Source organism: Stenomitos rutilans, assembly GCF_059505485.1.
In genome coordinates this window covers 48,610-68,970 of record NZ_JCACKR010000160.1, presented here as the reverse complement: position 1 = coordinate 68,970, position 20,361 = coordinate 48,610, and the positions used below count along the sequence as shown (strand labels likewise).

Genomic DNA, 20,361 nt, shown 5'->3' with positions numbered 1-20,361 from the left:
CCCCTTACTGGTTTATGAGTATGAACGCCGCGCGACCTTTCTCCGCGCCCGACCCTTCAACCTCACGCCTGAGTGCGTCTAATGTCCCAACGGTTCGCTCTCTGGCTCTTGCCTGCCATCGGCTCACGACCGCTCCCGTAGCGGCGTTGGATCGCCCGATCTTAAATGACATTACCTGCACAATTCGTTCTGGCGAATTTGTGGCGCTTTTGGGGTTGAATGGAGCCGGAAAGTCAACGTTGCTCAAAAGTTGGGTGGGGCTGGTTCCCATCCGGCAGGGCAGCGTTGAGGTGAATGGGGTTCCCCTGACACTCCGCTCACTGCCACAGATACGTCAACAGGTAGGAATGCTGTTTCAAGGCGGCGGGTTGATTCGCCAACTGTCTGCTTTAGAAAATGTCCTCTGTGGGCGCTTGGGAGCGCTAAAAACCTGGCAATCGCTGGGTGGCTTTAGTCGGCACGATCGCCGTCAAGCGCTGGAGTTGTTGGCTCAGTTGGGGTTGAGCGATCACGCCGATCGCAAAACGAGCCAGCTCAGCGGTGGGCAGCAGCAGCGAGTGGCGATCGCGCGGGCACTGATCCAATCGCCTCAGATTTTACTCGTCGATGAACCTACGGCTGGACTGGACGTGGCAGCAACTCAACAGGTAATGGCAACGCTAGCGGCATTGCACCGCGATCGCGGGATGACGATCGTCGCGGTGCTGCATGATTTGGCAATCGCCGAAACCTATGCCGAACGAGCCATTCTGCTTGATGTCGGGCGAATCGTTCACGATGGAGACTGTGAGCATCTTTCTACTCACTTTACGCCGCTCATTCGAGCGATGCAGCCATGACATCCCCTTTATTGTTCTCCAAAGCATCTCGTCTCAAAATTGGCGGGTGGCTGACACGAGTAGGCTTGGTTGGACTAGTAGTGCTCGTTTATGGATGGGCACTGGAGGGGCTAAAGGTCGATTTGCAACTGCTGCAAGACAGCGTGCCCTACATGACCGATTTCGTCTCGCGGCTGTTTCCCCCCGATCTGGCTGTGGTAGATGTGGCAGTTAAAGCACTGATTGAAACCGTGCAGATGTCGCTTTGGGGCACAACGATCGGCGTTGTGCTGTCCGTTCCCATTGCCATTTTGTCGGCTCAGAATCTTGCCCCTCGGTGGCTGCGCTGGCTGGCAGCCCTGCTGCAAAATGCGGTACGGTCTGTGCCGTCGATCGTGCTGGGGCTGTTTTTTGTGGCCGCAACTGGCTTAGGCGCACCCGCAGGCACGCTGGCGCTGGGCATCTACACCATCGGCTATCTGGCAAAGTTTTATCAGCAGGCGATCGAAGCGGTTGATCCGCGTCCGATCGAAGCTCTACAGGTAGTGGGAGCATCCTGGCTGCAAATAGCGCAGTATGGTGTTTTGCCGCAAGTGTTGCCCCTGGCGCTTGGCTACACGCTCTATATGTTTGAATACAACATTCGGGCGGCTTCGGTGCTGGGTGTCGTTGGTGCGGGTGGCATCGGCTTTGAGTTAGTCAACTACATTCGAGGGTTTGAGTACAACAAAGCCACCACCATGATGCTAGTGCTGCTAGTCGTGGTGACCGCGATCGATGCCCTTAGCGGTAGTCTGCGCCAGCATTTAGAACATCACTAGAGCTTGATTTACCGCAGAGACGCAAAGGCAACAGAAAAACTCTCTGCGTTCTCTGCGCCTCTGCGGTTATTTTTGCTGATAGCTATTCTGCCAACGCTTGCTCGATCGCCCCAATTAACTCTGGCGCATCAGGCTTCACGGCACTCTTAAACCGTGCCACGACTTCACCCTTCTTATTCACCAGAAATTTTTCAAAATTCCAGGACACATCGCCTGCCGAATCTACAGATGTGAGGCGGCTATAAAGCGGATGCTGCTGTGTCCCCTTCGCGTGCACTTTGTCGAACAAGGGAAAAGTGACATCGTACTGTGTTGTGCAAAACTGCACGATTTCTTCGTTCGTGCCCGGTTCTTGCCCACCGTAGTCGTTGCAGGGAAACGCCAGCACTTCTAGCCCTTGCGCGTGATACGTCTGATAAAGCTGCTCCAGGCCAGTGTATTGCGGTGTATAGCCACAGCGCGATGCCACATTCACAATGAGCAAAACCTTGCCCGCATACTCCGCTAGAGGCTGCTCTTTGCCATCGATCGTCTTTACAGCAATATCCGTAATGGTTGCAGTCATTTTGTCTCAGTTGTAGATAAGGCCATCTTTATCGTAGAAGAGCATGGGCGGGAGTGGGGAAGGGATGAGGGATGAAAGATAAAGGATAAAAGAGTTTTGAAATAATTTTGACCACCTACGACTCACCCTACTTTTAGCCTTCAGCCCTCAGGTTTCAGCTTTCAACCTTTTCTCACCCCTCACTTCTTCATCCCCTCGCGCCCCATCGCATCTGCCGCTTCAGCGCATAGTTGTGAGCGAATTTGGGAATGTCGCCTTTATGCCCCATCACAATGACAGTATCGCCTTCATCCAGCAAGACGTCTTGATTCGGGTTGACGATCGTGTTGCCGTCTGACTTTCGCAACGCCACGACAATAAAGGTGCCTTTGCCGCGTACCTGTACCGCATTAATGGTGCTGCCGACTAGCGGTGAACCCAACGGTACTGCAAGTTCATCGACCTGCACATCAATTTGCGATAGCAATTCATTCAGGCTACTGCCATCTACCGTTGCATCCAAAAAGCTAAGGGCTGCTGGATGGGTAATAAGATGTGACATTCGGAGTGCGCCAATTTCAGCAGGCAAAATGACGTGATCGGCTCCTGCTTGGCGCAGTTTCTTTTCTGTCGAAGGGTATTCGCCGCGTGACATGATCATGAGGTCGGGGTTAAGTCCACGGGCTGTCAGCGTAATAAAGACGTTGGCTGCATCATCTGGTAAAACCGTTGCCAGCACTTTGGCTCGTTCAATGCCCGCTGATTCAAGAATGCCTTCGTCAGTCGCGTTCCCAAGGCGAACGAGATAGCCCATCGCTTCTGCCGTTTCAATGCGTCCCAAGTTGTTGTCAATAATGACAAATGGCTGACTTGCCTCCACCATCTGGCGCGCCAGGATTTGCCCAATGCGACCGTAGCCACAGATGATGATGTGATGCTCAAGGGTTTGAATCTCTTTGGTCATCCGTCTTGCTCCCAATGCGCGGTTGATTTCACCTTCAGTGATCATCTGGAAGAAGCCGCCGAAGATATAGCCGACAGACGTACAACCCGCAATAATCACAAACATGGTGAACACTCTAAGCTGTGGAGACATGGGACCAATTTCGCCAAAGCCCACACCAAAGACGGTGATTACCACCATATATACAGAATCAAGCAGGCTCCAGCCAGCCAGTTTGTACCCTGTCACAGCAACCACTAGGGTTAGGCTGAGAAAGCCTGTGCCAGTCAGAATCCGTTTGAGTGAACCGTGCATACCGTATTGCGATCGCGCGTGAACGTCAGATAACTAACTGCTGCAACTTGGCAGCGGGAATCAACTGCGTTTGACCTCTCCACTGTTTCGGCTGTCAAAGCATTTTTACTGTCAGAACGTTTGATGTCAAAGTATTTGCTGGTCGAAGGGTAACTGACAAAGGTTCACTGAGTCTCAATGCTTCGATCCCTAAATATCTCTACAGAGTAATTTGCTGATACTACTGTAGGCGTTTACCACTCCAATGTAGCCCTCGAAACCGATCGGGTTGGAATTATGCCACTTTTGCTACTGCCCTCTACCGAGATGATTTGAGGAACACTTTTGATCCCTCACCATCAATAGGGGAAGTTGTTGTGGTGATAAACGATATGTTTCAGACCCCAAAGGTTCGATCGCTGTCTGCTTTGATTGCGGCTGTATCAGCGGTAGCTGGTGCTGCACCGCTTGTGACATTAGCTCCTGCCTCTGCCCAAACGAGCTTTTCAGATGTGCAGGGTAATTGGGCGCAGTCGTGCATTGTGTCACTGACGCAGCAGGGCATTATTAGTGGGTATCCCGATGGCACTTTCCGCCCCAGCGCCCCGGTAACTCGCTCCGAATTTGCTTCAATGGTGGGCAAAGCATTCCCCAACGTCGCTCGATCGCGCAGTGCTGTCCAGTTTGTTGACGTAGCTTCTAACTATTGGGCGTATAGCGCCATCACGACTGCGACTCAAACGGGCTTCTTGTCTGGCTATCCTGGTAACGTCTTCAACCCAACGCAAAATATTCCCCGTGCTCAAGTCCTGGTTGCGCTAGCCAGTGGACTGAACTACGCGCCGTCTCAGCCAGCTATTAACACTCTTAATGCTAGTTTCTCTGATGCGGCTGCGATTCCAGCTTATGCCCAGACGGGTATTGCTGCTGCCACCGAAAAGCGTCTTGTGGTTAACTATCCCGATGTGAGCACCTTGAATCCGAATCAGCTGGCTAGTCGGGCTGAAGTGTCTGCCTTTCTGTGTCAGTCGCTAGCGGGCACGGGACAAACGGCCAGCACCATTTCGAGCCAGTACATCGCGGGCGCGACGTCTCAAGGCAATCAGGCCCAGAGCAATCTGGTGCTTGCAGGCACTTCGATTCCAGTGCGATACACCGCTGCGCAACGCATCATCGTCTCACCCAGTGAAACGGCACCTGTTTCCCTGACAGTGGCTCAGGATGTGCGAAACAGCCAAGGTGTGGTGGTGGTTCCAGCAGGCAGCCAGATTATTGGTCAAGTGCAACCCGCGCAAGGTGGTTCACAGTTTGTTGCCAATCAACTAGTTGTGAACGGGCGGCAAATTGCTCTGAATGCCTCCTCCAGTGTGATTACAGAAACCCGCGATGTTCGTGATCCAAACTTTGGCACCATTCTTGGTGGCGCAGCGTTGGGTTCAGCGGCTTCTGCGGTGATTCAAGGGGTTACAGGCGATCGAGTGATCTCAGGCCAGACTACCGTGTTGGGCACCGTGTTGGGATCGGCAATCGGTGCCAATCAGAATCGGAATCTTGGTAAAACCATTCGGGATGCCGCGATCGGTGCTGCATTAGGCGCAGGCGTGGCGGGTGTCACAGGTAATCGCACGATTACTCCTCAAAAAGTGACAACAGGTGCAGCGGCTGGTGCCACCCTGGGCGGTATTCTTGATCGCTCTGGCAACAGCAAAGTTGTGGTGATCAATCCCGATGCTGATCTGACCCTGACGGTAAACAGCAATACGGCTCTTTAGTCGGTGAATTGCCCGTGTGGACGGCAGTTTACAAGTCACGATCGCGAACCGTCCACAAAAACCACTTTGTACGTCAGCAGACATAGAGAAAAGTAGACTAAGAATAGCCAAAGAGAACGGGCAAGCCACTAATGAGTGACCTGCCCGTTCTCGTAACGTGACACTATCGTCAGTCACGTTGAAAATTAGGTGCGTTAGAGATTCTTCTCGCTTAGTTCGCGCGCCATGTAATCAAATGGCTGGTCTAAAAAGGCTGTGTTGGTGATGCCAGCTTCAGCAACCCGCTCCTGAACGATCGCCTTGAGGATTTGAATGCCCCGGACGGTTGGGCCAGGTGGCACACCAAGGGAGTTGTAGGTTTCTCGCAAGCCTTCCAGCACCCGTTCATCTAGCACATCAGTATCGCCTGCGACTAGTGCATACGAGGCATAGCGCAAGTAGTAGTCCAAATCCCGCAGACAAGCCGCATACCGACGGGTTGTGTAGGCATTACCACCAGGACGAATTAACTCTGGCAGCTCATCAAACAACTGAAGACCTGCCTGCTTGACGATCGAAGCCGCGTTTGCGTTGATCACGGCTGATGCCTGGACTCTTGCGATGCCTGTGTCGAAGTAAGACTTCAGGCTGTCGATGGCATTGCGGTCCAGATAGCGACCAGTAATGTCGTAGTTTCTGATCAGACTCGTCACTGCATCCCGCATAAAGTTCTCTCCCAATGATCCTTATATATGACGTTTGGCTATGGTTGGTTCGTTCAAGTTGCTTTGTTCAAGGTTGGGATGTGATCAACACCACTTTGCAGATGAACAGTTCAGATGAACGTCGGCGCAAATTTCCCCAAGCGCTCAGCCTCACAGTGACAACCGCTGGTTGCGATCGCAAACGGGTAACAACGGCTCAATTACCCTTTACCCAGCTTAAAAGGCAACACTGTCAGCTTTTTGGAAGCCTCTAAACGCCTAGTAAAGTTTACCATGCGCGTGAAACCGAATCGTGACGCAGCGTGATTGTAAACATTAACTGTTACAAGACTGACAACACGACGAAAGTAAGTGCTTTCATTCAGTGCAGCGACAGATTGCAATCTTAATCTAAGTTTAAGCTTACCAAGAGAGACCGACTTTTTGTAATATTTGATACAAAAACCACTCAAGCCTATCTCTAGGATGATTCAGATACACAAGCTCTGAAATCTAAGGTGTTTTTTGGCGGCGAAGATGCCTCTGCAAAGCACTTTTCTTAGCTTCGGAGACTTAACAAAGTCCTTTGGCATAGAGCAATTCTGGTTTGAGGCTTATAGGTGATCTCTCATTCGGGTTCAACTCTGCGGCTCAACGCTTTCGTCCGCGCTTTCATTGCTTGATCGCTTAAGTATCGTTCACGGTTAACTCATTCACCTCCGAGCCAAAACCGTTTCTACCGTAGTTTCTCTTCTCCCAACTTTGAGACAGTACTTCAACAAGGAGTAATACATGGCAACCCCGCAGGAAATCCTGGAATGGATTAAACGTGACAAGATTCAGATGATCGATCTGAAATTTATTGACACACCAGGAACGTGGCAGCACTTAACGCTGTTCCACGACATGATTGACGAGAGCAGCTTTAGCGATGGCGTTGCCTTTGATGGCTCCAGCATCCGGGGGTGGAAAGCCATCAATGACTCAGACATGGCAATGGTGCCCGATCCAGATACGGCTTGGATCGATCCCTTCATGGCAGAACCGACCCTGAGCATGATTTGCAGTATTATCGAGCCACGTACCGGGCAACCCTACAGCCGTGACCCTCGATCGATCGCCCAAAAAGCGATCGACTACCTGAAAACTAGTGGTATCGGCGACAACGCGTTCTTTGGGCCTGAAGCCGAGTTCTTCCTGTTTGATGACGTGCGTTACGATCAAACCCAGAATTCGGGCTACTACTACGTCGATAGCGATGAAGGGGTGTGGAACTCTGGACGCGAAGAAGCTGGCGGCAACCTGGGTTACAAGCCTCGGAATAAAGAAGGCTACTTCCCCGTGGCACCCACCGACACGCTGCAAGACATCCGCACCGAGATGCTGCTGGCGATGAAGCACTGCGGCGTACCGATCGAGAAGCATCACCATGAGGTGGCTACTGGCGGACAGTGCGAACTGGGTTTTCGGTTTGCCTCATTGGTCAAAGCCGCCGACTACCTGCTGACCTACAAATATTGCATCAAGAACGTGGCGAAGAAGTACGGCAAGTCTGCCACCTTCATGCCCAAGCCCATCTTTGGTGACAACGGTACCGGGATGCACTGTCACCAATCCATTTGGAAAGACGGACAGCCCACCTTCTTTGGCGAAGAGTACGCTCAACTCAGCAAAACGGCGATGCACTACATCGGTGGTTTGTTAAAGCACGCTCCCTCCTTGCTAGCGTTCACCAACCCCACCACCAACTCTTACAAGCGGCTGGTGCCTGGGTTTGAAGCACCTGTAAACCTGGCCTACTCTCAGGGCAACCGCTCGGCGTCCATCCGGATTCCGCTTTCTGGTGGCAACCCCAAAGCGAAGCGTCTGGAATTCCGTTGTCCGGATGCGTCTTGTAACCCTTATCTGGCGTTTGCAGCTATGCTGTGCGCGGGTATTGACGGCATCAAGAACCAAATTGATCCGGGCGATTCGCTGGATGTAGACATCTACGAACTCACCCCTGAAGAATTGGCGAAGGTGCCCTCGACGCCTGGTTCTCTGATGGATGCGTTGAAGAACCTGGAGACGGATCACGCATTCTTGACGGCAGGTGGTGTGTTTACGGAAGACTTCATCGAAAACTGGATCAGCTATAAGCTCGATCGCGAAGTCATTCCCGTCAGCATTCGCCCTCATCCCTATGAGTTTGCGCTGTACTACGACTGCTAAGCCAAGCGGCTACAAGCAACGGCACATCTAATGTTTTGTTTGCGGCGATCGCTCAACCCCTTCTCCTGCCTTCAGGCACCCTTAGAGAAAGGTAGAGTGGTTGCCGCTTTTTGTGTTAGCTGTTTGGAGCGATCGTTCCCCGACAGAGCGATTGGTTGTTCACCCGTTTGCGGCATTTGCTGATGAGATTCGTTACAATCAGTTACAGTTGTCAGTGTCTAAATGCTGCCCTCAAGGTTTTGACAAGCTGATACACCAGGCTTTGCAGCAAGAACAAGCACTGTTTTGGGCTGCTTAACTCGTTCATCAGCACACTCCTGACAACGGTACAATCGCCCCTAGTTAAAAAACCGAGCTTAAACCATGACAGTCGCTTATCCCCGCAAACTCAGTAAAACTCTAGGCGCACGCGAAATTCTCAGTCAGGTTGTGCGTGATCGTGAGATTCACCTGATCACGCTGAACCGCTATCGCTACAGCGAACAGCGGAGCTGTAAGGATCTCACAAACTTGATTGAGCAACTGAATGGCAAATCGCCTGAGTTGATTCGAGACTTGTCGCGACACATTTCTGACGAAGCCCGCCATGCCATGTGGCTAACCGATTTGCTAGTCGCTTTAGGGTCCAGTGTGGGTACACCACCAGGTTCCTCCTACATCGAGGAATTTGAGCGCCTGCTGGATGCCGAACTACACGACCCAGAAACCGATTTGGATGGCTTTCTCATTTCGACGCTGGCAGCCATTAACGTTACTGAGAAGCGTGGCTGTGAGTATTTTTCGGCTCACATCTATGCACTCAAACAAGCACCCCAGACTGAAGAAAATATCAAAATCCGTGAGACGATCGAGCGCATTTTTCCCGAAGAAGCAGGGCATGTGCGGTGGGGCAATCGATGGTTAGCAAAACTGGCTGATAAAAGTCCAGAAAACCGTCGTAAGGTTGAGACAGCGAAGCAGCGGTATGCTGCGATCGAGCAAGCTGCCTTTGAGTCAGGACTGGATATCACGTTAGGAGCCGAACTCCGCCGCGTGAGCAATCTTTTAGATATTGCCAACACCATGTCTGTGTGGGAACGTCCTCAATATTTGATGGAACGCCTACCCCAAACGCTGCTCTCTCCCGATCTTCAGTTCACGCGCATTGATGTCGCTCAACGGGCGTGGAAGCGCGATCCAAAAGCATTCATGGAGCGGTTTGTGCCCATGTTTTTGGGTGGGCTGAACCGTAACAGCGCACAGCAGATCAAGACCCCACAGGCCAACACGCCTTCTTAGTCCTCATCTTCTTAGTCCTCATAGGCAGGAAGAAGGACTCGTTGATGTTAAAGGTAAAGCGATAGGCTGAAATAATGACGAGATGCTTTCACAGGCATCTCGTTATTGTTTTTAGAGCAGCCAGCTCTTTTGATTAGCAAATATCGGGTATGAGGTTTGTTTAAGTTGGGATCGTAAGGCCACGTTCGATCGCTTACCTTCGCACGCCAACGCAATCCCAAAAAACTCTGGAATTCCGATGCTTCAAGCGGTTGTTAAGCATGACCAAGCGTTCAAACCGAAAGACGTAGGCTGATACCCCTTAAATTTCTGGCTGTAGAAAATTCGGTAGCTAAAACGGCTTCAGAGGAACAAAGGTTAAAATACAGACGTAGACATAACTAGCCCATCTATTTTTTGAGGCATCTATGGCCGCCGAACTGGCTCCAGCGTCGAATCCGCTCATTCCTGCCGCTCAGGACGCTTTAGCACTGAGACGGGTCTTTGAACAGATTCACGCAGACAGTTGCCCAACCTCTTTTAACTTCCACATGCATACCGTTAATTCGGACGGGCAGTTACAGCCAGAACGATTGGTACAACAAGCGATCGCCATTGGTCTACAAGGGTTAGCGATTACGGATCATCACTCGGTCAATGGCTACCGTATCGCTCATCGCTGGCTAGAGGAACAGCCGTGTGAAGAGCGCGATCGCCCTCTTCCGCACCTCTGGACTGGCATCGAGGTCACATCCCTCTTGCTGGAAACAGAAGTTCACATTCTTGGCTATGCATTCAATCCTGAAAATCCTTCAATGCATCCGTACCTCCTGCATCACGCCCCGAAAGGCCCAAATGCAGACGCTGAGCAGGTCATTAGCGCGATTCATCAAGCGGGCGGCTTAGCCGTACTGGCGCATCCTGTTCGCTACAAGCGATCGCCCGAAGACCTGATTCCTCAAGCAGCTCAGTTTGGCATTGATGGCGTAGAAACGTTCTATGCCTACAATAATCCGAATCCTTGGCAAACCAGCCCTGAGCAAACGCTGCGAGTCCAACGGTTGAGTGCTGCCTTTAACCTGCTAAACACCTGTGGCACGGACACTCACGGGTTAAACTTACGACAGCGACTTTAGTGCCAGTTCGTCAGCGTTAGGGGCTGTCATCAATGACTTATACACATGACTTTTAGCAAGGGTTCCAGCCCTAACCTTGTTTGTGAGGACGGGCGTTGTAAGGCTGATACTCAAGGTTCTTGAGCTTAATTGATGACGCGCCCTAACGTTACCCAGAGGATTCTAACTCACCTTGGGAGTTTCGCTGTCAATGTATTCTCGCCAACGCTTGATATACCCATTGGCAAAATCAACGACGATCGCATCATCGGCTTGAGTCTTTTTCCCGGTGCTGGTCTCGATCTCCTCCCATCGCCATTCAACGGCAGCTTGTTGTTGATCAGCGATGAGGCGCTGAATGCTGATTTTGACGTGGCTATGGCCTCTAGCAAACTCCAACGCAACCTTCTCGATCGCCTCACGACCAACCCAGCGTTGTCCAGGTACAATAAATTCACCATCCGGCGTAAACAAGGCTGCAAACGCTTTGGCATCGCCTTTCATCCAGGTGGTTGCGGCTCGTTCAATGAGCGATCGCACGGTACCAGGCATCGCTCTTACCTCGCTCTGGATCGTTGAAACTAATCGTGGTGTGGCTATAACCTGTGCAGGGTGAACTAGAAACATTAGCATCATAGCTGCTGCAAGCAACGTGAGCGGGAAACGCGATCGTACATTGCCGTAAAGGCATCGTCTGTCAGCGATCCCGTTAGTTACAAAGAGCTTAAAGCGCATCGCCACCAGCTTATGGAGTACCTATAGAATCGAGTCCTGGGACTACGTAAATCCCAAGACTCAATCTAAACTCTGCACCGCAACACGAACGTCCCTACCTCTGACCGCTCTGATGGAGGGTTTCGCCTCCCGTTGGTAGTAGCAAAGTGGAGGAAGCGACAAAAACTCCACAACCGTTACAATCGTTTGACCTTCGCACTGCCCTTACCCTTGCGGTCGCTCTCCTTGGGGGTAAAGTTCTGGGCCACAGCGGTACAACGCCCATGCAGTGAACTGTCTTTACGATGATGTGTCTAATGTAGCGATTAGCGGCTTGAAGCAACTCATTCATAAGATTGGAGTAAGCCTACCCCTATTGGTGGAGCTACTGAACTAACTGCTCACTCGCTAGTAGGAGACGAGTTAGGACGCGGCTGATGTGATGAACTGTGCCAACCGTGGTGTTCTTATTCAGCAAGTCTACGCTGGTACTGTTCGCGGTTGAATTGTTGTTGCTCAACGGTTAACAGCGCTGTTGCCGAAGGTGGACGCATATCCCACTGTACCTCTGCTAAAAACAGCAATGTGCCAGCAATCACTGCCCCCGTTGTCGCGAATGACCAGGGAGCGCTGTAGGGTAGCACTGCAATCCCCAGTAAATGCAGTACACCTGCCAGCATGAAGGTGCGCGATCGTACCCCCCAACCTGTACAGAAGTAGCCGATCGCGCTTAGTCCCAGCCACATTGGGCAGAGCTGCATTAAAACCTGACCCCAACCCAAAAAAATACCACAGTCCGTCAAGCCAAGACCAACGAACATGAGCGCTGCCCACACGTATACCAGCCAACAAAGCTGCTCGACTCGCACCCAAAACCAGACTAAAGCTGACATCATGAGCGTGCCAACCAGCGTTAGCACTGACCACAACACCGCTTGTAGCTGCCAGCTCAGGGGCAAAAATTGAGCCGTAATAAAGATGAGTCCTGTGATCCAGCCCCAAACGACAAAAACCTGATCAATACGGGTATAAAGTAACGATAAAAGATTGACGCGCCCAACCTGCCAACGCAGCCTCCATAGACCTTGTAAATCTTGAACATCAAGCGCTTCTTGTTTTTTGCGGATTAGCGGTTCACTGGCGTTAAAGAAGGTCATGCGTTGGAAAAAATGTCCTCTACCTATAGGCATGTTTCTTCACTTTAACTAATATCCAGCAGTGTTGGAGCAGACAGCTCATCACAGATTTTGTCAGTCAGGCTTGCGATAAGCTCTAGCTGCCCCTAAGACTCAAACTAGAATATATTCAGATTTCTACTGCGTTGTAGACATATGGCACTCTCATGACAGCAAGTTCTCACCCAAAGCCGTTTCTATCCCTCTGCATGATCGTCAGAGATGAGAGCAAACATCTAGCACGTTGTCTAAGGAGTGCCCAACCCTATGTCGATGAAATCGTGGTTGTCGATACTGGGTCGCAGGACGATACAGTGGCGATCGCGCACCGTTTTGGTGCGCTCCTCTTCCACTTTGACTGGTGTGATGATTTCGCCGCTGCCCGGAATTTTTCTCTCGAAAAAGTGACGGGTGCGTGGGTGCTCATTCTCGATGCCGACGAAACGCTGGTAGTGGAGACTGACACGCTACAGCAGCAGTTGGCAGCTTCCACCCCTGAAGTGATGGGATATGCGCTCACCCGTACAGAAATTACCCTGTTTGAAGGAGATCTCAGCGGCGGGTTTCACATCCGGCTGTTTCGCAACGATTTCCGCCTACGGTATGTCGGGCGCTATCACGAGCAGTTGCGGCATCAAGACGGTAAACCATTGACGGTCGATACATTTCACGCACTTAAAATCCTGCATTACGGCAATCGTGATGAGCAGGCAGTTTTAAAGAAAACGATCGAGCGTGATATCCCCTTACTCGAAAAAATGCGGCAGGAACAGGGCTTAAACCTCTGGCTGCTGGATTGTCTGGCACGTAACTACATTCGTACTCAGCAACCAGATCACGCCCAGGAATGTTATGCCGAAGCCTTTGATCGCCTTTTGCCTCACCTTCTCAGCGGCGAACCGCCCACAGAGTTTTTCTGGGTGCCCACATTAGTGTGTGAACTGGGCTGGCGATCGCTGGATGCCGAAGATCTGGAGTCCACTCGTCTCTTGTGTCAGCGTGGACTGGAATGGTGCTCGAATCACGCCCCTCTCAACAATCTGGCTGGGGAAATCTTGCTGATGCTGGGCTTTCCGCTCGGCGCGATCGCCTATTTTGAAACCTCTCTCCGTTTGGGACAGGAGGGCAGCTACTATCAAACGGATCCCTGCCCCAAAAGTGCGATTACAACCGATCCTGCTGGTGGAGTGAAGCGCGCCTATCAACAGCTTGGTCAACCAGAAAAGGCGATCGCTCGTTTTGACGTGCCACCCGATGAGCGCGATCGCCATTTTTGATAACAATTTCTGCGGTTGTCGCCATCAAAAATTAAGATGAACGGTACTGTTCGATGAAGGCAACCTAACTTTGCTAGCAGCTCTCCTATACGGTCAAGAAGATTTACGCTTAGAAACGGTTGCAGACCCCACTCCAGGCCTCGGTGAAGTGGTGCTGCGGGTCGGAGTCGCAACCACCTGTGGCACAGACCTGAAAGTATGGCGACGGGGTGGACATGCCCGCATGCTGAAGCCACCGACCCTTTTTGGGCATGAAGCAGCCGGAGAAATTGTGGCGATCGGTCAGGGGGTGACAGGCTGGAAGGTGGGCGATCGCGTGGTTGCCAACAATTCCGCCCCTTGCATGACGTGCTTTTTCTGCCAGAAACAGGCCTATTCGCTCTGTCAGAACTTGCTGTTTAACAACGGCACCTTTGCGGAGTACCTGAAGATTCCCGCGCCGATCGTCCAGCACAATCTGCTGCCGCTTCCTGCCGCACTGCCCTATGCGTTAGCGTCTATGACCGAACCGTTAGCCTGTGTGCTGCATGGAGCTGCTCGCTCGCATGTCAAATCGGGCGATCGCGTCGTTGTTTTGGGCGATGGAGCGATCGGGCTAATGTTTGTGGCCGCGTTAGCTTCTGGCCGAGGCGAATGGCACAATCAACCACTGACAACTGACGGTCATCGCTTTGCCGAAGTTATTCTCTTTGGCGGCAACGAGCAACGGTTGCAGTTGGGCAAAACGTTGGGAGCCACCAAAACCTTCAACTATCGCCGCGTAGAGGATGTTCCAGCGCTGGTGAGATCCTTGACCGATGGGTGGGGATCTGATGTGGTGATTGAAGCGACAGGCGTACCATCCGTGTGGGAGACCGCGATCGCCTGTGCATGTCCAGGCGCAACGGTGAATCTCTTTGGCGGCTGCCCTCGTGATACCAGTATTACAGTGAGTACAGAGCGACTGCACTACAGCGAATTGACGCTCAAAGGGGTGTTTCATAACACGCCAACCCATGTTCGCGCCGCGCTCAACCTGTTGGCAAGCCGCACGTTGCCCTTTGAGCTGCTGGTGAGTGAGCAACAGCCCTTGACCGAGTTAGGCTCTGTGTTTGAAGCTATGAAGCAGCGACAGGTCGTGAAAGTTGCGATCGCGCCCTAAACGAACGATCTTTAGCATGCGGACGGCAACGCGAAATTGTTCGCTCGTTCAACCTGACAGCGCCTACAATCAAACGCAAAAGCCTATAGATTTTGCTCAAATTCGTACACTTGTACTATAATCAGGGAAACGATCGCTCATTGGCTAATGGGAGCGATCGTTTCCCTTTTCTCTCCCTATGATTACCTCACTGAGTTTGCTAGAACGCGCCAAGCAAGGAAACGCTGAAGCCATCGCAGGGTTGATGAACAACGTGTTGCAATCCCAAGACGTATGGGTAAAGGCTGCGCTGGATGCTGATTGTCTTCAGATCATGCTCAAATCGCCTGACCCGCTGCATCAAGCCACCTGTATCGCGTTTTTGCATCGAGGTTTACTCAAGCTTCAGCCACAGGCGATCTCCCAGGTCAGAGCCTATGCGTGGCGAACCGGAGATGCCTTTCCACTCTGGATTGCTACCTTCCCACTGGAACCATCGCCCGAAAGCCATCTCAACTCGATCGCCACCTTCCCCCCACAAAAGACCGCTTCGGAAGCACTTGTCTCTAACAGTCAGGCTCCAGAATCATCTTCTTTAAGCAGCACCTCAAAGCCTGTGTCAACGCAGCCGCAGTCAGTATCCTTAGAACTATCCCCTAAACGACGGTTTGAACTCTTCAAGATGGGATTTGTGCTAGTGCTAGCCACAATGGCCTATTTTATGGTGATGGGCGTATAGTGCTACCCTGAACGGGAATAATGCGTTCAAACCACTGATGCCAGGAGGCGTAAACTGGATGACGCAACCCGATCGATCCTTAACAATGAGGCAACGGGCAAAACTGGGTGATCGTGCTGCCATTGCCCAAATCATTCAAAGTGCGATCGCTCACAAGCACATAACCGCTCATGTAGTGTTTGACGCTCATCATTTAGACATTTACCTGGAAGCAGAGCTCACCCCTGACCAGCAGATTGCTACAACCCTGCTTCAGCGTGAACTGTTGCGCTTGCACTTGCCAGCCCTCACCACCATCACCATCAGCGGCAAACAGACGGTAGCCAATCAACCCGTCTGGGTGCAAGAACTTCAGCTTGAGACGGCCCCCGCGATCACAACCTCCTTGCAGCAACCATCGCATGCTGTTAAATCTACTCACCGTAAGCCGCCCTTTACTCTGACATTTAACGATGTAAGGCAATTTTTAGCGAAGTTCAATCCTCTGAAACTAGCATGCATTGCTTGTTTGGCGCTTTATGGCCTGTTTGGAGCCTCTCACTACACCGTAGACGGCTTTCTGGACGGCAGCGATGCCATCATGATGTTTTTGCATGGGGTCAATTTGATCTTCCACGAAGCAGGGCATACCCTTCTAGCAGGGTTTGGTCAATTCCTGCACATTCTGGGTGGTTCGCTGATGCAGGTGATGGTGCCAGCCGCGATCGCAGGCTATTTCGTCGTCACACGTCAGATGTATGCTGGGGCGATCGCGCTTTGTTGGGCTGCTCAAAACGTATGGGATGTCTCCATCTACATTCAAGATGCACAGGAGCGATCGTTGCCATTGCTGGGTGGGGAAGGCGTGCTGCACGACTGGCATTTTTTGCTGCTAGACATGAACCTGCTCGCACAGACTCGGCTTGTCAGCAGCCTCGTGTTTTTGCTTGGCTCCGTCCTGTACCTTGTTGCGATCGCGGTTGGCCTTTACTACGCACGTGCAAGCAGTGCGCCCAAAAGCCAATCACTTTAGCTTCTCCTCTTAGCTTCTCCTCCGTCTCCTCTGCTCCCTCTGCCTCCCGCTTCCCCTGCCTCCTGCCCTTTCTACCTAAAAAACTCTTCAGCCGTCACAGGCGCATTCGTCCGCCGTTCCTTCGGCAACTCCAGCTTGATTGGATTTTGTGGCTCAAGCGGGATCAAAAAGCGATTGCCCCAGCCACCGTTGATGTCTTCTGGACGGATGGAAGGAGGCGTTGTGTTTCCCGTTGGCAGGGCGATCGCCAGCGTCTGACTCACCTGAAGGTATTGCTGACCGTCTGCCGTGCCGTGAACAAGCTTGCGGGAAAGCTGAATGTTCTGCTTGGCTAGCTGATTTTCGAGTTGCTTTAACTGATCACTGCGATCGACCGGGGCGAGCGTTGCCAGAAACACAACCTCATTCGAGGGAGCAACCGTCAAGTTTAGCTTCGTTTGGTCAAGCTGCCAAGACTCCTGAAACCGTCCATCGGTTCCAGTCTCCCAGAGGTTCAGCGTGGTGTCCCACGTTCCTCGATTCACCTCTACAGGTTGATACGCCAAGACCGCATAGGTCGGGTTAGGGTTGAAATTTTTGGCCGCGATCGTCGCTGGGTAAAGATAGCGAATCGCTGCGACCATAATCTGCGTTTTTTCAGGCAGGTTCGTTTTACCTGCGATCGCATAAATCCCAGGTAAGCGATTGTCTACCGCAAACTTCAAGTTAATGTCCTGTGAAGGCTTCCCTTGCAGCAACCGCGAGCACCCTGTACTCAGCAGCAGCACCGAGGCAAACAGAAACCATCCTTTGCACCGAAAGGGAGCCAGATAGACGCGAGAGCCGTTTCCCATAATTGACGCAAGACCTGTGATTGAGCAACACCGTTGTCCTTCTATCCCTTCAGACAACGAACCACCAGTCCGGTGAAATTGCAAAAGCAAGCCCAAAAATCATCCAGGCTTCATCAGCGTAGAGGCATGGTTGACTTACAGCCCGATTCGTTTGCCTGCGCCATACGCTGTAACCCTCACTCCATACCCCTTTTAACAAGGCGATCGCTCACTGAGTGCAGCACTGCTGTAGCTAAGATACGGAGAGAGAGGGATTCGAACCCTCGGTACGGTCTTACGATTCGTACAACAGATTAGCAATCTGCCGCTTTCGACCACTCAGCCATCTCTCCAGACATTGGAACATCATGATAGCAGATCTCGCTGCAACCGTACCAGCGTTGTGCGATCGCTTTGGTAGAAATCTCAGCATCAACGCCAAGAATCGCCAAAAGAGCACAGGTATCGGAACGTTGTGCCCTTTCATGACAAACAACCTCGCCAATTAACAGATGGCTAGTGTCACAAACGATAACAGGCCTGCAATAACATAGAACGCAGCCACAATGCGTGTCTCAGACCAACCAGAAAGCTCTAAGTGATTGTGATAAGGAGACATTTTGAAGAAGCGCTTGCCAATCCCGTCCGGGCCTTTGGTCGCCTTGTAATAGCCAACCTGTATCATCACAGAAAGGGTTTCGACCAGGAAAAGGCCGCTGAGAATCAAGAGGGCAAAGAGACTATTGGTCATCAAGGCAACGGCAGCCAGCGCACCACCCAACGCCGTAGAACCCGTATTGCCCATAAAAACTCGTGCCGGGTTACGGTTGTGCAAAAGGAAGCCCAGACAGCCGCCACTGAGGCACGCGCAGAACAGCATGAGCTCTGGCGATGTGGGCGCAACCAGAGCGCCTAAACCCAGAAGGGCGATCGCTACCGTTCCACCCGCTAAGCCATCGACACCATCGGTCAGGTTCGTCGCGTTGCTTTCTGCCGCTAGAACAAAGACCGCAACCACCCAAAAGAGCCCTCCCAGGGGCAACATCAAACCAAAGGGTAAGGCAATGGTGGTGATCGTTGCAGGCTGCGTCCAGGCTAGCCAAAGACAAAACAGCGCGCCGACTGCCACCTGCAAGAGCAATTTCATTCGAGGCGTAATGCCTTTATTGGAGCAACCGCGAATAATTTGCCAATCGTCGATCCAGCCGATCGCGCCATAAGCAAACGTCACAATGGAAACCGCCATCACCGATGGAGCAAAGCCAGACCAGACGATCGCCACGAGCAACGCGATCGGTAGAAAGAAGATGCCGCCCATTGTCGGCGTGCCCGCTTTCTTCAGGTGAGACTTTGGCCCATCTTCACGGATCACCTGACCCGCTTTAAACGCTCTTAGCGACGGCACGGCCCAAAAGCCTAACGCCGCTGCCGCAACCGCGCAAAACCAGAATGGTAAGGTCAGAGAAAAAACCTGAGCCAGCGATCGGCCTGCTGCTTCATCGGCAATCAGCGCGAAGGTGCTTAGCCCGGCCGCAATCAGAACGAACAGCCGCATCCCCGAAAGCGTTAACGTTTGAGTTGAAAATAACTTAGCGTCCACAAAACCCTCATTCACTCCACACTACACACACGCGCTCACTGTCAAAATTGAGATCAGCTTTGGATGCGAGCCACTAGAAACGCGTCAGCCTTAAAGCTCTAGTCTTCTAGCTCCAAATCGTCGTCGTCATCATCAATATCAAAACTGTTGTCCTCACCCGCCATGAGATCGTTCAGCTCTTCGCCATCGGCCTCAAGGTAATTTACATCCTGGCTATCGCGTGCCAGCAGACGACCTGTATTTTCCAGCCAGTCTAGAATAGACACTTCTTGCTTGAGTGGAATGACAGCGGCTCGTTGGCTACGAGGTTCTTCACGAAGAGAAGGATTATATGTCATACGTTCTTAGATGAGATTCAGTCATGCGATCGGTTCTATTCAAATCTTAGCCATAATCGGACGACTTCTCCGACCTTTACGGATGAAACAACCAGAGTGTATCACCATAGAGATGAATTGCAAGAGTTTTTTTCGCCTTTCGCTTTCAACCTTCATTTGGTTTAGCGGTTTCAGTAGCTTAGACACCCAAAATCACCCTACTACTGTACGTTTCACTAAAGATATCTCGCTATCCGCACAAACCTCTCATTGATGTTGTTTTCCTGGAGATTAATAAGACATGCTTGGTAAAGCAGCCTTACTTAACGCGATCGCAGGCACAAATCGGGGCTTATTGGCTACCGATCGCGATCGGCAGGCTATTGGTGTGACGATCGCGCAGTTAGAAGATCGCAATCCCACCCCGCGCCCGCTCGAAACACCCGCCATGCTAGAAGGCGATTGGCGCTTACTCTACACCACCAGCCAGGAGCTTTTGGGCCTCGATCGGGTGCCTCTTGCAAAGCTGGGACAGATTTATCAGTGCATTCGGGTTGCTGACAATAAGATCTACAATATTGCTGAAATCAACGGCCTACCGTATCTTGATGGTCTCATCAGTGTGGCTGCTCGCTTCAGCCCTGCCTCCGACCGACGGGTAGAGGTCAAATTTGAACGAGCGATTATTGGGCTAACGCGGTTCATCGGCTACCAATCTCCCAATCGCTTGATTCAAGACATCGAAGCAGGCAGAAAATTTGCGGCGATCGACTTTGGCATTGGCAATCGCGATCAACAAGGCTGGCTCGACATTACCTATCTTGATGAGGATATGCGGATTGGACGCGGCAATGAAGGGAGTGTGTTTGTATTGACGAAAGGGTAAGAAGAGAGGAGTGAGGGGTGAGGAGAGAGGAGTCATACCGATTAAAAGAATGACGGCTATAGATCAATCGCTGGGTAGGGGCAAGGCATTGCCTTGCCCCTACAGGATGTGTCGCATTTTCAATTCAAATTGGTATCAGAAGCCAGGAGTCAGGAGAGCTAAAACAATTAACAGCTAATACTTAACCGCTCAATCAACTCAAAATGCTTCACTCATCCTCCCCCTACTGCCTCTGCGCCCTTTCACCCTTC

The 20,361-nt window shown here is 51.7% G+C and carries 22 protein-coding genes and 1 tRNA gene; 13 read left to right on the top strand and 10 right to left on the bottom strand.

The genetic code is table 11. The annotated features are described in order from the left end of the window. The first annotated feature begins 20 nt into the window (after positions 1–20). Entirely contained in the window at positions 21–839 is an 819-nt protein-coding gene (locus tag AC5JLP_RS32600) for a phosphonate ABC transporter ATP-binding protein (protein ID WP_496072032.1), read from the top strand. Beyond that, positions 836–1,639 carry a phosphonate ABC transporter, permease protein PhnE gene (gene phnE, locus AC5JLP_RS32595; protein ID WP_496072031.1) on the top strand — a complete coding sequence of 268 codons (804 nt, stop codon included), beginning with the start codon at positions 836–838 and terminating at the stop codon, positions 1,637–1,639. The genes AC5JLP_RS32600 and phnE overlap by 4 nt, the downstream gene beginning before the upstream one ends. An 82-nt stretch (positions 1,640–1,721) precedes the next feature. On the opposite strand, the gene AC5JLP_RS32590 is transcribed toward phnE, so the two are convergent. Continuing rightward, positions 1,722–2,204 (bottom strand): glutathione peroxidase, encoded by a 483-nt coding sequence (locus AC5JLP_RS32590; protein WP_496072030.1) that lies wholly within the window; start codon positions 2,202–2,204, stop codon positions 1,722–1,724. A 187-nt stretch (positions 2,205–2,391) separates the two neighbouring features. Beyond that, entirely contained in the window at positions 2,392–3,441 is a 1,050-nt protein-coding gene (locus AC5JLP_RS32585) for a potassium channel family protein (RefSeq protein ID WP_496072029.1), read from the bottom strand. A 371-nt stretch (positions 3,442–3,812) separates the two neighbouring features. On the opposite strand from AC5JLP_RS32585, the gene AC5JLP_RS32580 reads away from it, so the two are divergent. Beyond that, the gene (locus tag AC5JLP_RS32580) at positions 3,813–5,192 is read left to right on the top strand and encodes an S-layer homology domain-containing protein (protein WP_496072028.1); all 1,380 of its coding nucleotides are present in this window, start codon (positions 3,813–3,815) and stop codon (positions 5,190–5,192) included. Positions 5,193–5,386: 194 nt separating this feature from the next. Here AC5JLP_RS32580 and apcB read toward each other — a convergent pair whose 3' ends face one another. After that, positions 5,387–5,896 carry an allophycocyanin subunit beta gene (apcB, locus tag AC5JLP_RS32575; protein WP_496072027.1) on the bottom strand — a complete coding sequence of 170 codons (510 nt, stop codon included), beginning with the start codon at positions 5,894–5,896 and terminating at the stop codon, positions 5,387–5,389. A gap of 101 nt (positions 5,897–5,997) precedes the next feature. Here apcB and AC5JLP_RS32570 point away from each other — a divergent pair, with 101 nt between their 5' ends. The 4 genes from AC5JLP_RS32570 (at position 5,998) to AC5JLP_RS32555 (ending at position 10,479) form a co-directional block, all read left to right on the top strand. Then, positions 5,998–6,150 (top strand): hypothetical protein, encoded by a 153-nt coding sequence (locus tag AC5JLP_RS32570; protein WP_496072026.1) that lies wholly within the window; start codon positions 5,998–6,000, stop codon positions 6,148–6,150. A gap of 517 nt (positions 6,151–6,667) precedes the next feature. Beyond that, the gene (gene glnA, locus AC5JLP_RS32565; RefSeq protein WP_496072025.1) at positions 6,668–8,086 is read left to right on the top strand and encodes a type I glutamate--ammonia ligase; all 1,419 of its coding nucleotides are present in this window, start codon (positions 6,668–6,670) and stop codon (positions 8,084–8,086) included. A 363-nt stretch (positions 8,087–8,449) separates the two neighbouring features. Continuing rightward, positions 8,450–9,364 (top strand): ferritin-like domain-containing protein, encoded by a 915-nt coding sequence (locus AC5JLP_RS32560; protein ID WP_496072024.1) that lies wholly within the window; start codon positions 8,450–8,452, stop codon positions 9,362–9,364. A gap of 407 nt (positions 9,365–9,771) precedes the next feature. Beyond that, complete coding sequence (locus tag AC5JLP_RS32555) at positions 9,772–10,479, top strand: PHP domain-containing protein (RefSeq protein WP_496072023.1); 708 nt, start codon at positions 9,772–9,774, stop codon at positions 10,477–10,479. A gap of 162 nt (positions 10,480–10,641) precedes the next feature. Here the strand turns inward: AC5JLP_RS32555 and AC5JLP_RS32550 are convergent, their stop codons facing one another. From AC5JLP_RS32550 to AC5JLP_RS32540, 3 genes are all read right to left on the bottom strand, one after another. Then, positions 10,642–11,010, bottom strand: coding sequence for a nuclear transport factor 2 family protein (locus AC5JLP_RS32550; protein WP_496072022.1), 369 nt, complete (start codon positions 11,008–11,010; stop codon positions 10,642–10,644). After that, the gene (locus AC5JLP_RS32545) at positions 10,982–11,149 is read right to left on the bottom strand and encodes a hypothetical protein (RefSeq protein WP_496072021.1); all 168 of its coding nucleotides are present in this window, start codon (positions 11,147–11,149) and stop codon (positions 10,982–10,984) included. The genes AC5JLP_RS32550 and AC5JLP_RS32545 overlap by 29 nt, the downstream gene beginning before the upstream one ends. Before the next feature lie 490 nt (positions 11,150–11,639). Beyond that, complete coding sequence (locus AC5JLP_RS32540; RefSeq protein ID WP_496072020.1) at positions 11,640–12,362, bottom strand: hypothetical protein; 723 nt, start codon at positions 12,360–12,362, stop codon at positions 11,640–11,642. Positions 12,363–12,514: 152 nt separating this feature from the next. Between AC5JLP_RS32540 and AC5JLP_RS32535 the strand changes: the two genes are divergently transcribed. The 4 genes from AC5JLP_RS32535 to AC5JLP_RS32520 all read left to right on the top strand — a co-directional run bounded on the left by AC5JLP_RS32535 (position 12,515) and on the right by AC5JLP_RS32520 (position 16,495). Next, on the top strand, positions 12,515–13,624 hold the full coding sequence (locus AC5JLP_RS32535) for a tetratricopeptide repeat-containing glycosyltransferase family 2 protein (RefSeq protein WP_496072019.1): 1,110 nt from the start codon (positions 12,515–12,517) through the stop codon (positions 13,622–13,624). A gap of 70 nt (positions 13,625–13,694) precedes the next feature. After that, the gene (locus AC5JLP_RS32530) at positions 13,695–14,765 is read left to right on the top strand and encodes a zinc-dependent alcohol dehydrogenase (RefSeq protein ID WP_496072018.1); all 1,071 of its coding nucleotides are present in this window, start codon (positions 13,695–13,697) and stop codon (positions 14,763–14,765) included. 178 nt (positions 14,766–14,943) lie between these two features. After that, entirely contained in the window at positions 14,944–15,483 is a 540-nt protein-coding gene (locus tag AC5JLP_RS32525; RefSeq protein WP_496072017.1) for a hypothetical protein, read from the top strand. Between the two features lie 58 nt (positions 15,484–15,541). Next, positions 15,542–16,495 carry a hypothetical protein gene (locus AC5JLP_RS32520; protein WP_496072016.1) on the top strand — a complete coding sequence of 318 codons (954 nt, stop codon included), beginning with the start codon at positions 15,542–15,544 and terminating at the stop codon, positions 16,493–16,495. Positions 16,496–16,566: 71 nt separating this feature from the next. Here the strand turns inward: AC5JLP_RS32520 and AC5JLP_RS32515 are convergent, their stop codons facing one another. Both AC5JLP_RS32515 and AC5JLP_RS32510 read right to left on the bottom strand, forming a co-directional pair. Next, on the bottom strand, positions 16,567–17,328 hold the full coding sequence (locus tag AC5JLP_RS32515) for a hypothetical protein (RefSeq protein WP_496072015.1): 762 nt from the start codon (positions 17,326–17,328) through the stop codon (positions 16,567–16,569). Between the two features lie 240 nt (positions 17,329–17,568). After that, positions 17,569–17,660 (bottom strand) — tRNA-Ser (locus AC5JLP_RS32510). A gap of 15 nt (positions 17,661–17,675) precedes the next feature. On the opposite strand from AC5JLP_RS32510, the gene AC5JLP_RS32505 reads away from it, so the two are divergent. Next, entirely contained in the window at positions 17,676–17,816 is a 141-nt protein-coding gene (locus AC5JLP_RS32505) for a hypothetical protein (RefSeq protein ID WP_496072014.1), read from the top strand. Here the strand turns inward: AC5JLP_RS32505 and mraY are convergent. Both mraY and AC5JLP_RS32495 read right to left on the bottom strand, forming a co-directional pair. Next, on the bottom strand, positions 17,813–18,907 hold the full coding sequence (mraY, locus tag AC5JLP_RS32500; RefSeq protein ID WP_496072013.1) for a phospho-N-acetylmuramoyl-pentapeptide-transferase: 1,095 nt from the start codon (positions 18,905–18,907) through the stop codon (positions 17,813–17,815). The two genes, AC5JLP_RS32505 and mraY, sit on opposite strands and share 4 nt — an antisense overlap. Before the next feature lie 98 nt (positions 18,908–19,005). Then, on the bottom strand, positions 19,006–19,245 hold the full coding sequence (locus AC5JLP_RS32495) for a DUF3134 domain-containing protein (protein WP_496072012.1): 240 nt from the start codon (positions 19,243–19,245) through the stop codon (positions 19,006–19,008). 280 nt (positions 19,246–19,525) lie between these two features. On the opposite strand from AC5JLP_RS32495, the gene AC5JLP_RS32490 reads away from it, so the two are divergent. After that, positions 19,526–20,110 (top strand): PAP/fibrillin family protein, encoded by a 585-nt coding sequence (locus AC5JLP_RS32490; protein ID WP_496072011.1) that lies wholly within the window; start codon positions 19,526–19,528, stop codon positions 20,108–20,110. Positions 20,111–20,361 lie beyond the last annotated feature (251 nt).

Bases quoted from the DNA above. Each gene is read 5' to 3' on its own strand.
- AC5JLP_RS32600 (WP_496072032.1), top strand. From the start codon at position 21: ATGAACGCCGCGCGACCTTTCTCCGCGCCCGACCCTTCAACCTCACGC.
- phnE (WP_496072031.1), top strand. From the start codon at position 836: ATGACATCCCCTTTATTGTTCTCCAAAGCATCTCGTCTCAAAATTGGC.
- AC5JLP_RS32590 (WP_496072030.1), bottom strand. From the start codon at position 2,204: ATGACTGCAACCATTACGGATATTGCTGTAAAGACGATCGATGGCAAA.
- AC5JLP_RS32585 (WP_496072029.1), bottom strand. From the start codon at position 3,441: ATGCACGGTTCACTCAAACGGATTCTGACTGGCACAGGCTTTCTCAGC.
- AC5JLP_RS32580 (WP_496072028.1), top strand. From the start codon at position 3,813: ATGTTTCAGACCCCAAAGGTTCGATCGCTGTCTGCTTTGATTGCGGCT.
- apcB (WP_496072027.1), bottom strand. From the start codon at position 5,896: ATGCGGGATGCAGTGACGAGTCTGATCAGAAACTACGACATTACTGGT.
- AC5JLP_RS32570 (WP_496072026.1), top strand. From the start codon at position 5,998: ATGAACAGTTCAGATGAACGTCGGCGCAAATTTCCCCAAGCGCTCAGC.
- glnA (WP_496072025.1), top strand. From the start codon at position 6,668: ATGGCAACCCCGCAGGAAATCCTGGAATGGATTAAACGTGACAAGATT.
- AC5JLP_RS32560 (WP_496072024.1), top strand. From the start codon at position 8,450: ATGACAGTCGCTTATCCCCGCAAACTCAGTAAAACTCTAGGCGCACGC.
- AC5JLP_RS32555 (WP_496072023.1), top strand. From the start codon at position 9,772: ATGGCCGCCGAACTGGCTCCAGCGTCGAATCCGCTCATTCCTGCCGCT.
- AC5JLP_RS32550 (WP_496072022.1), bottom strand. From the start codon at position 11,010: ATGCCTGGTACCGTGCGATCGCTCATTGAACGAGCCGCAACCACCTGG.
- AC5JLP_RS32545 (WP_496072021.1), bottom strand. From the start codon at position 11,149: ATGCCTTTACGGCAATGTACGATCGCGTTTCCCGCTCACGTTGCTTGC.
- AC5JLP_RS32540 (WP_496072020.1), bottom strand. From the start codon at position 12,362: ATGCCTATAGGTAGAGGACATTTTTTCCAACGCATGACCTTCTTTAAC.
- AC5JLP_RS32535 (WP_496072019.1), top strand. From the start codon at position 12,515: ATGACAGCAAGTTCTCACCCAAAGCCGTTTCTATCCCTCTGCATGATC.
- AC5JLP_RS32525 (WP_496072017.1), top strand. From the start codon at position 14,944: ATGATTACCTCACTGAGTTTGCTAGAACGCGCCAAGCAAGGAAACGCT.
- AC5JLP_RS32520 (WP_496072016.1), top strand. From the start codon at position 15,542: ATGACGCAACCCGATCGATCCTTAACAATGAGGCAACGGGCAAAACTG.
- AC5JLP_RS32515 (WP_496072015.1), bottom strand. From the start codon at position 17,328: ATGGGAAACGGCTCTCGCGTCTATCTGGCTCCCTTTCGGTGCAAAGGA.
- AC5JLP_RS32505 (WP_496072014.1), top strand. From the start codon at position 17,676: ATGATAGCAGATCTCGCTGCAACCGTACCAGCGTTGTGCGATCGCTTT.
- AC5JLP_RS32495 (WP_496072012.1), bottom strand. From the start codon at position 19,245: ATGACATATAATCCTTCTCTTCGTGAAGAACCTCGTAGCCAACGAGCC.
- AC5JLP_RS32490 (WP_496072011.1), top strand. From the start codon at position 19,526: ATGCTTGGTAAAGCAGCCTTACTTAACGCGATCGCAGGCACAAATCGG.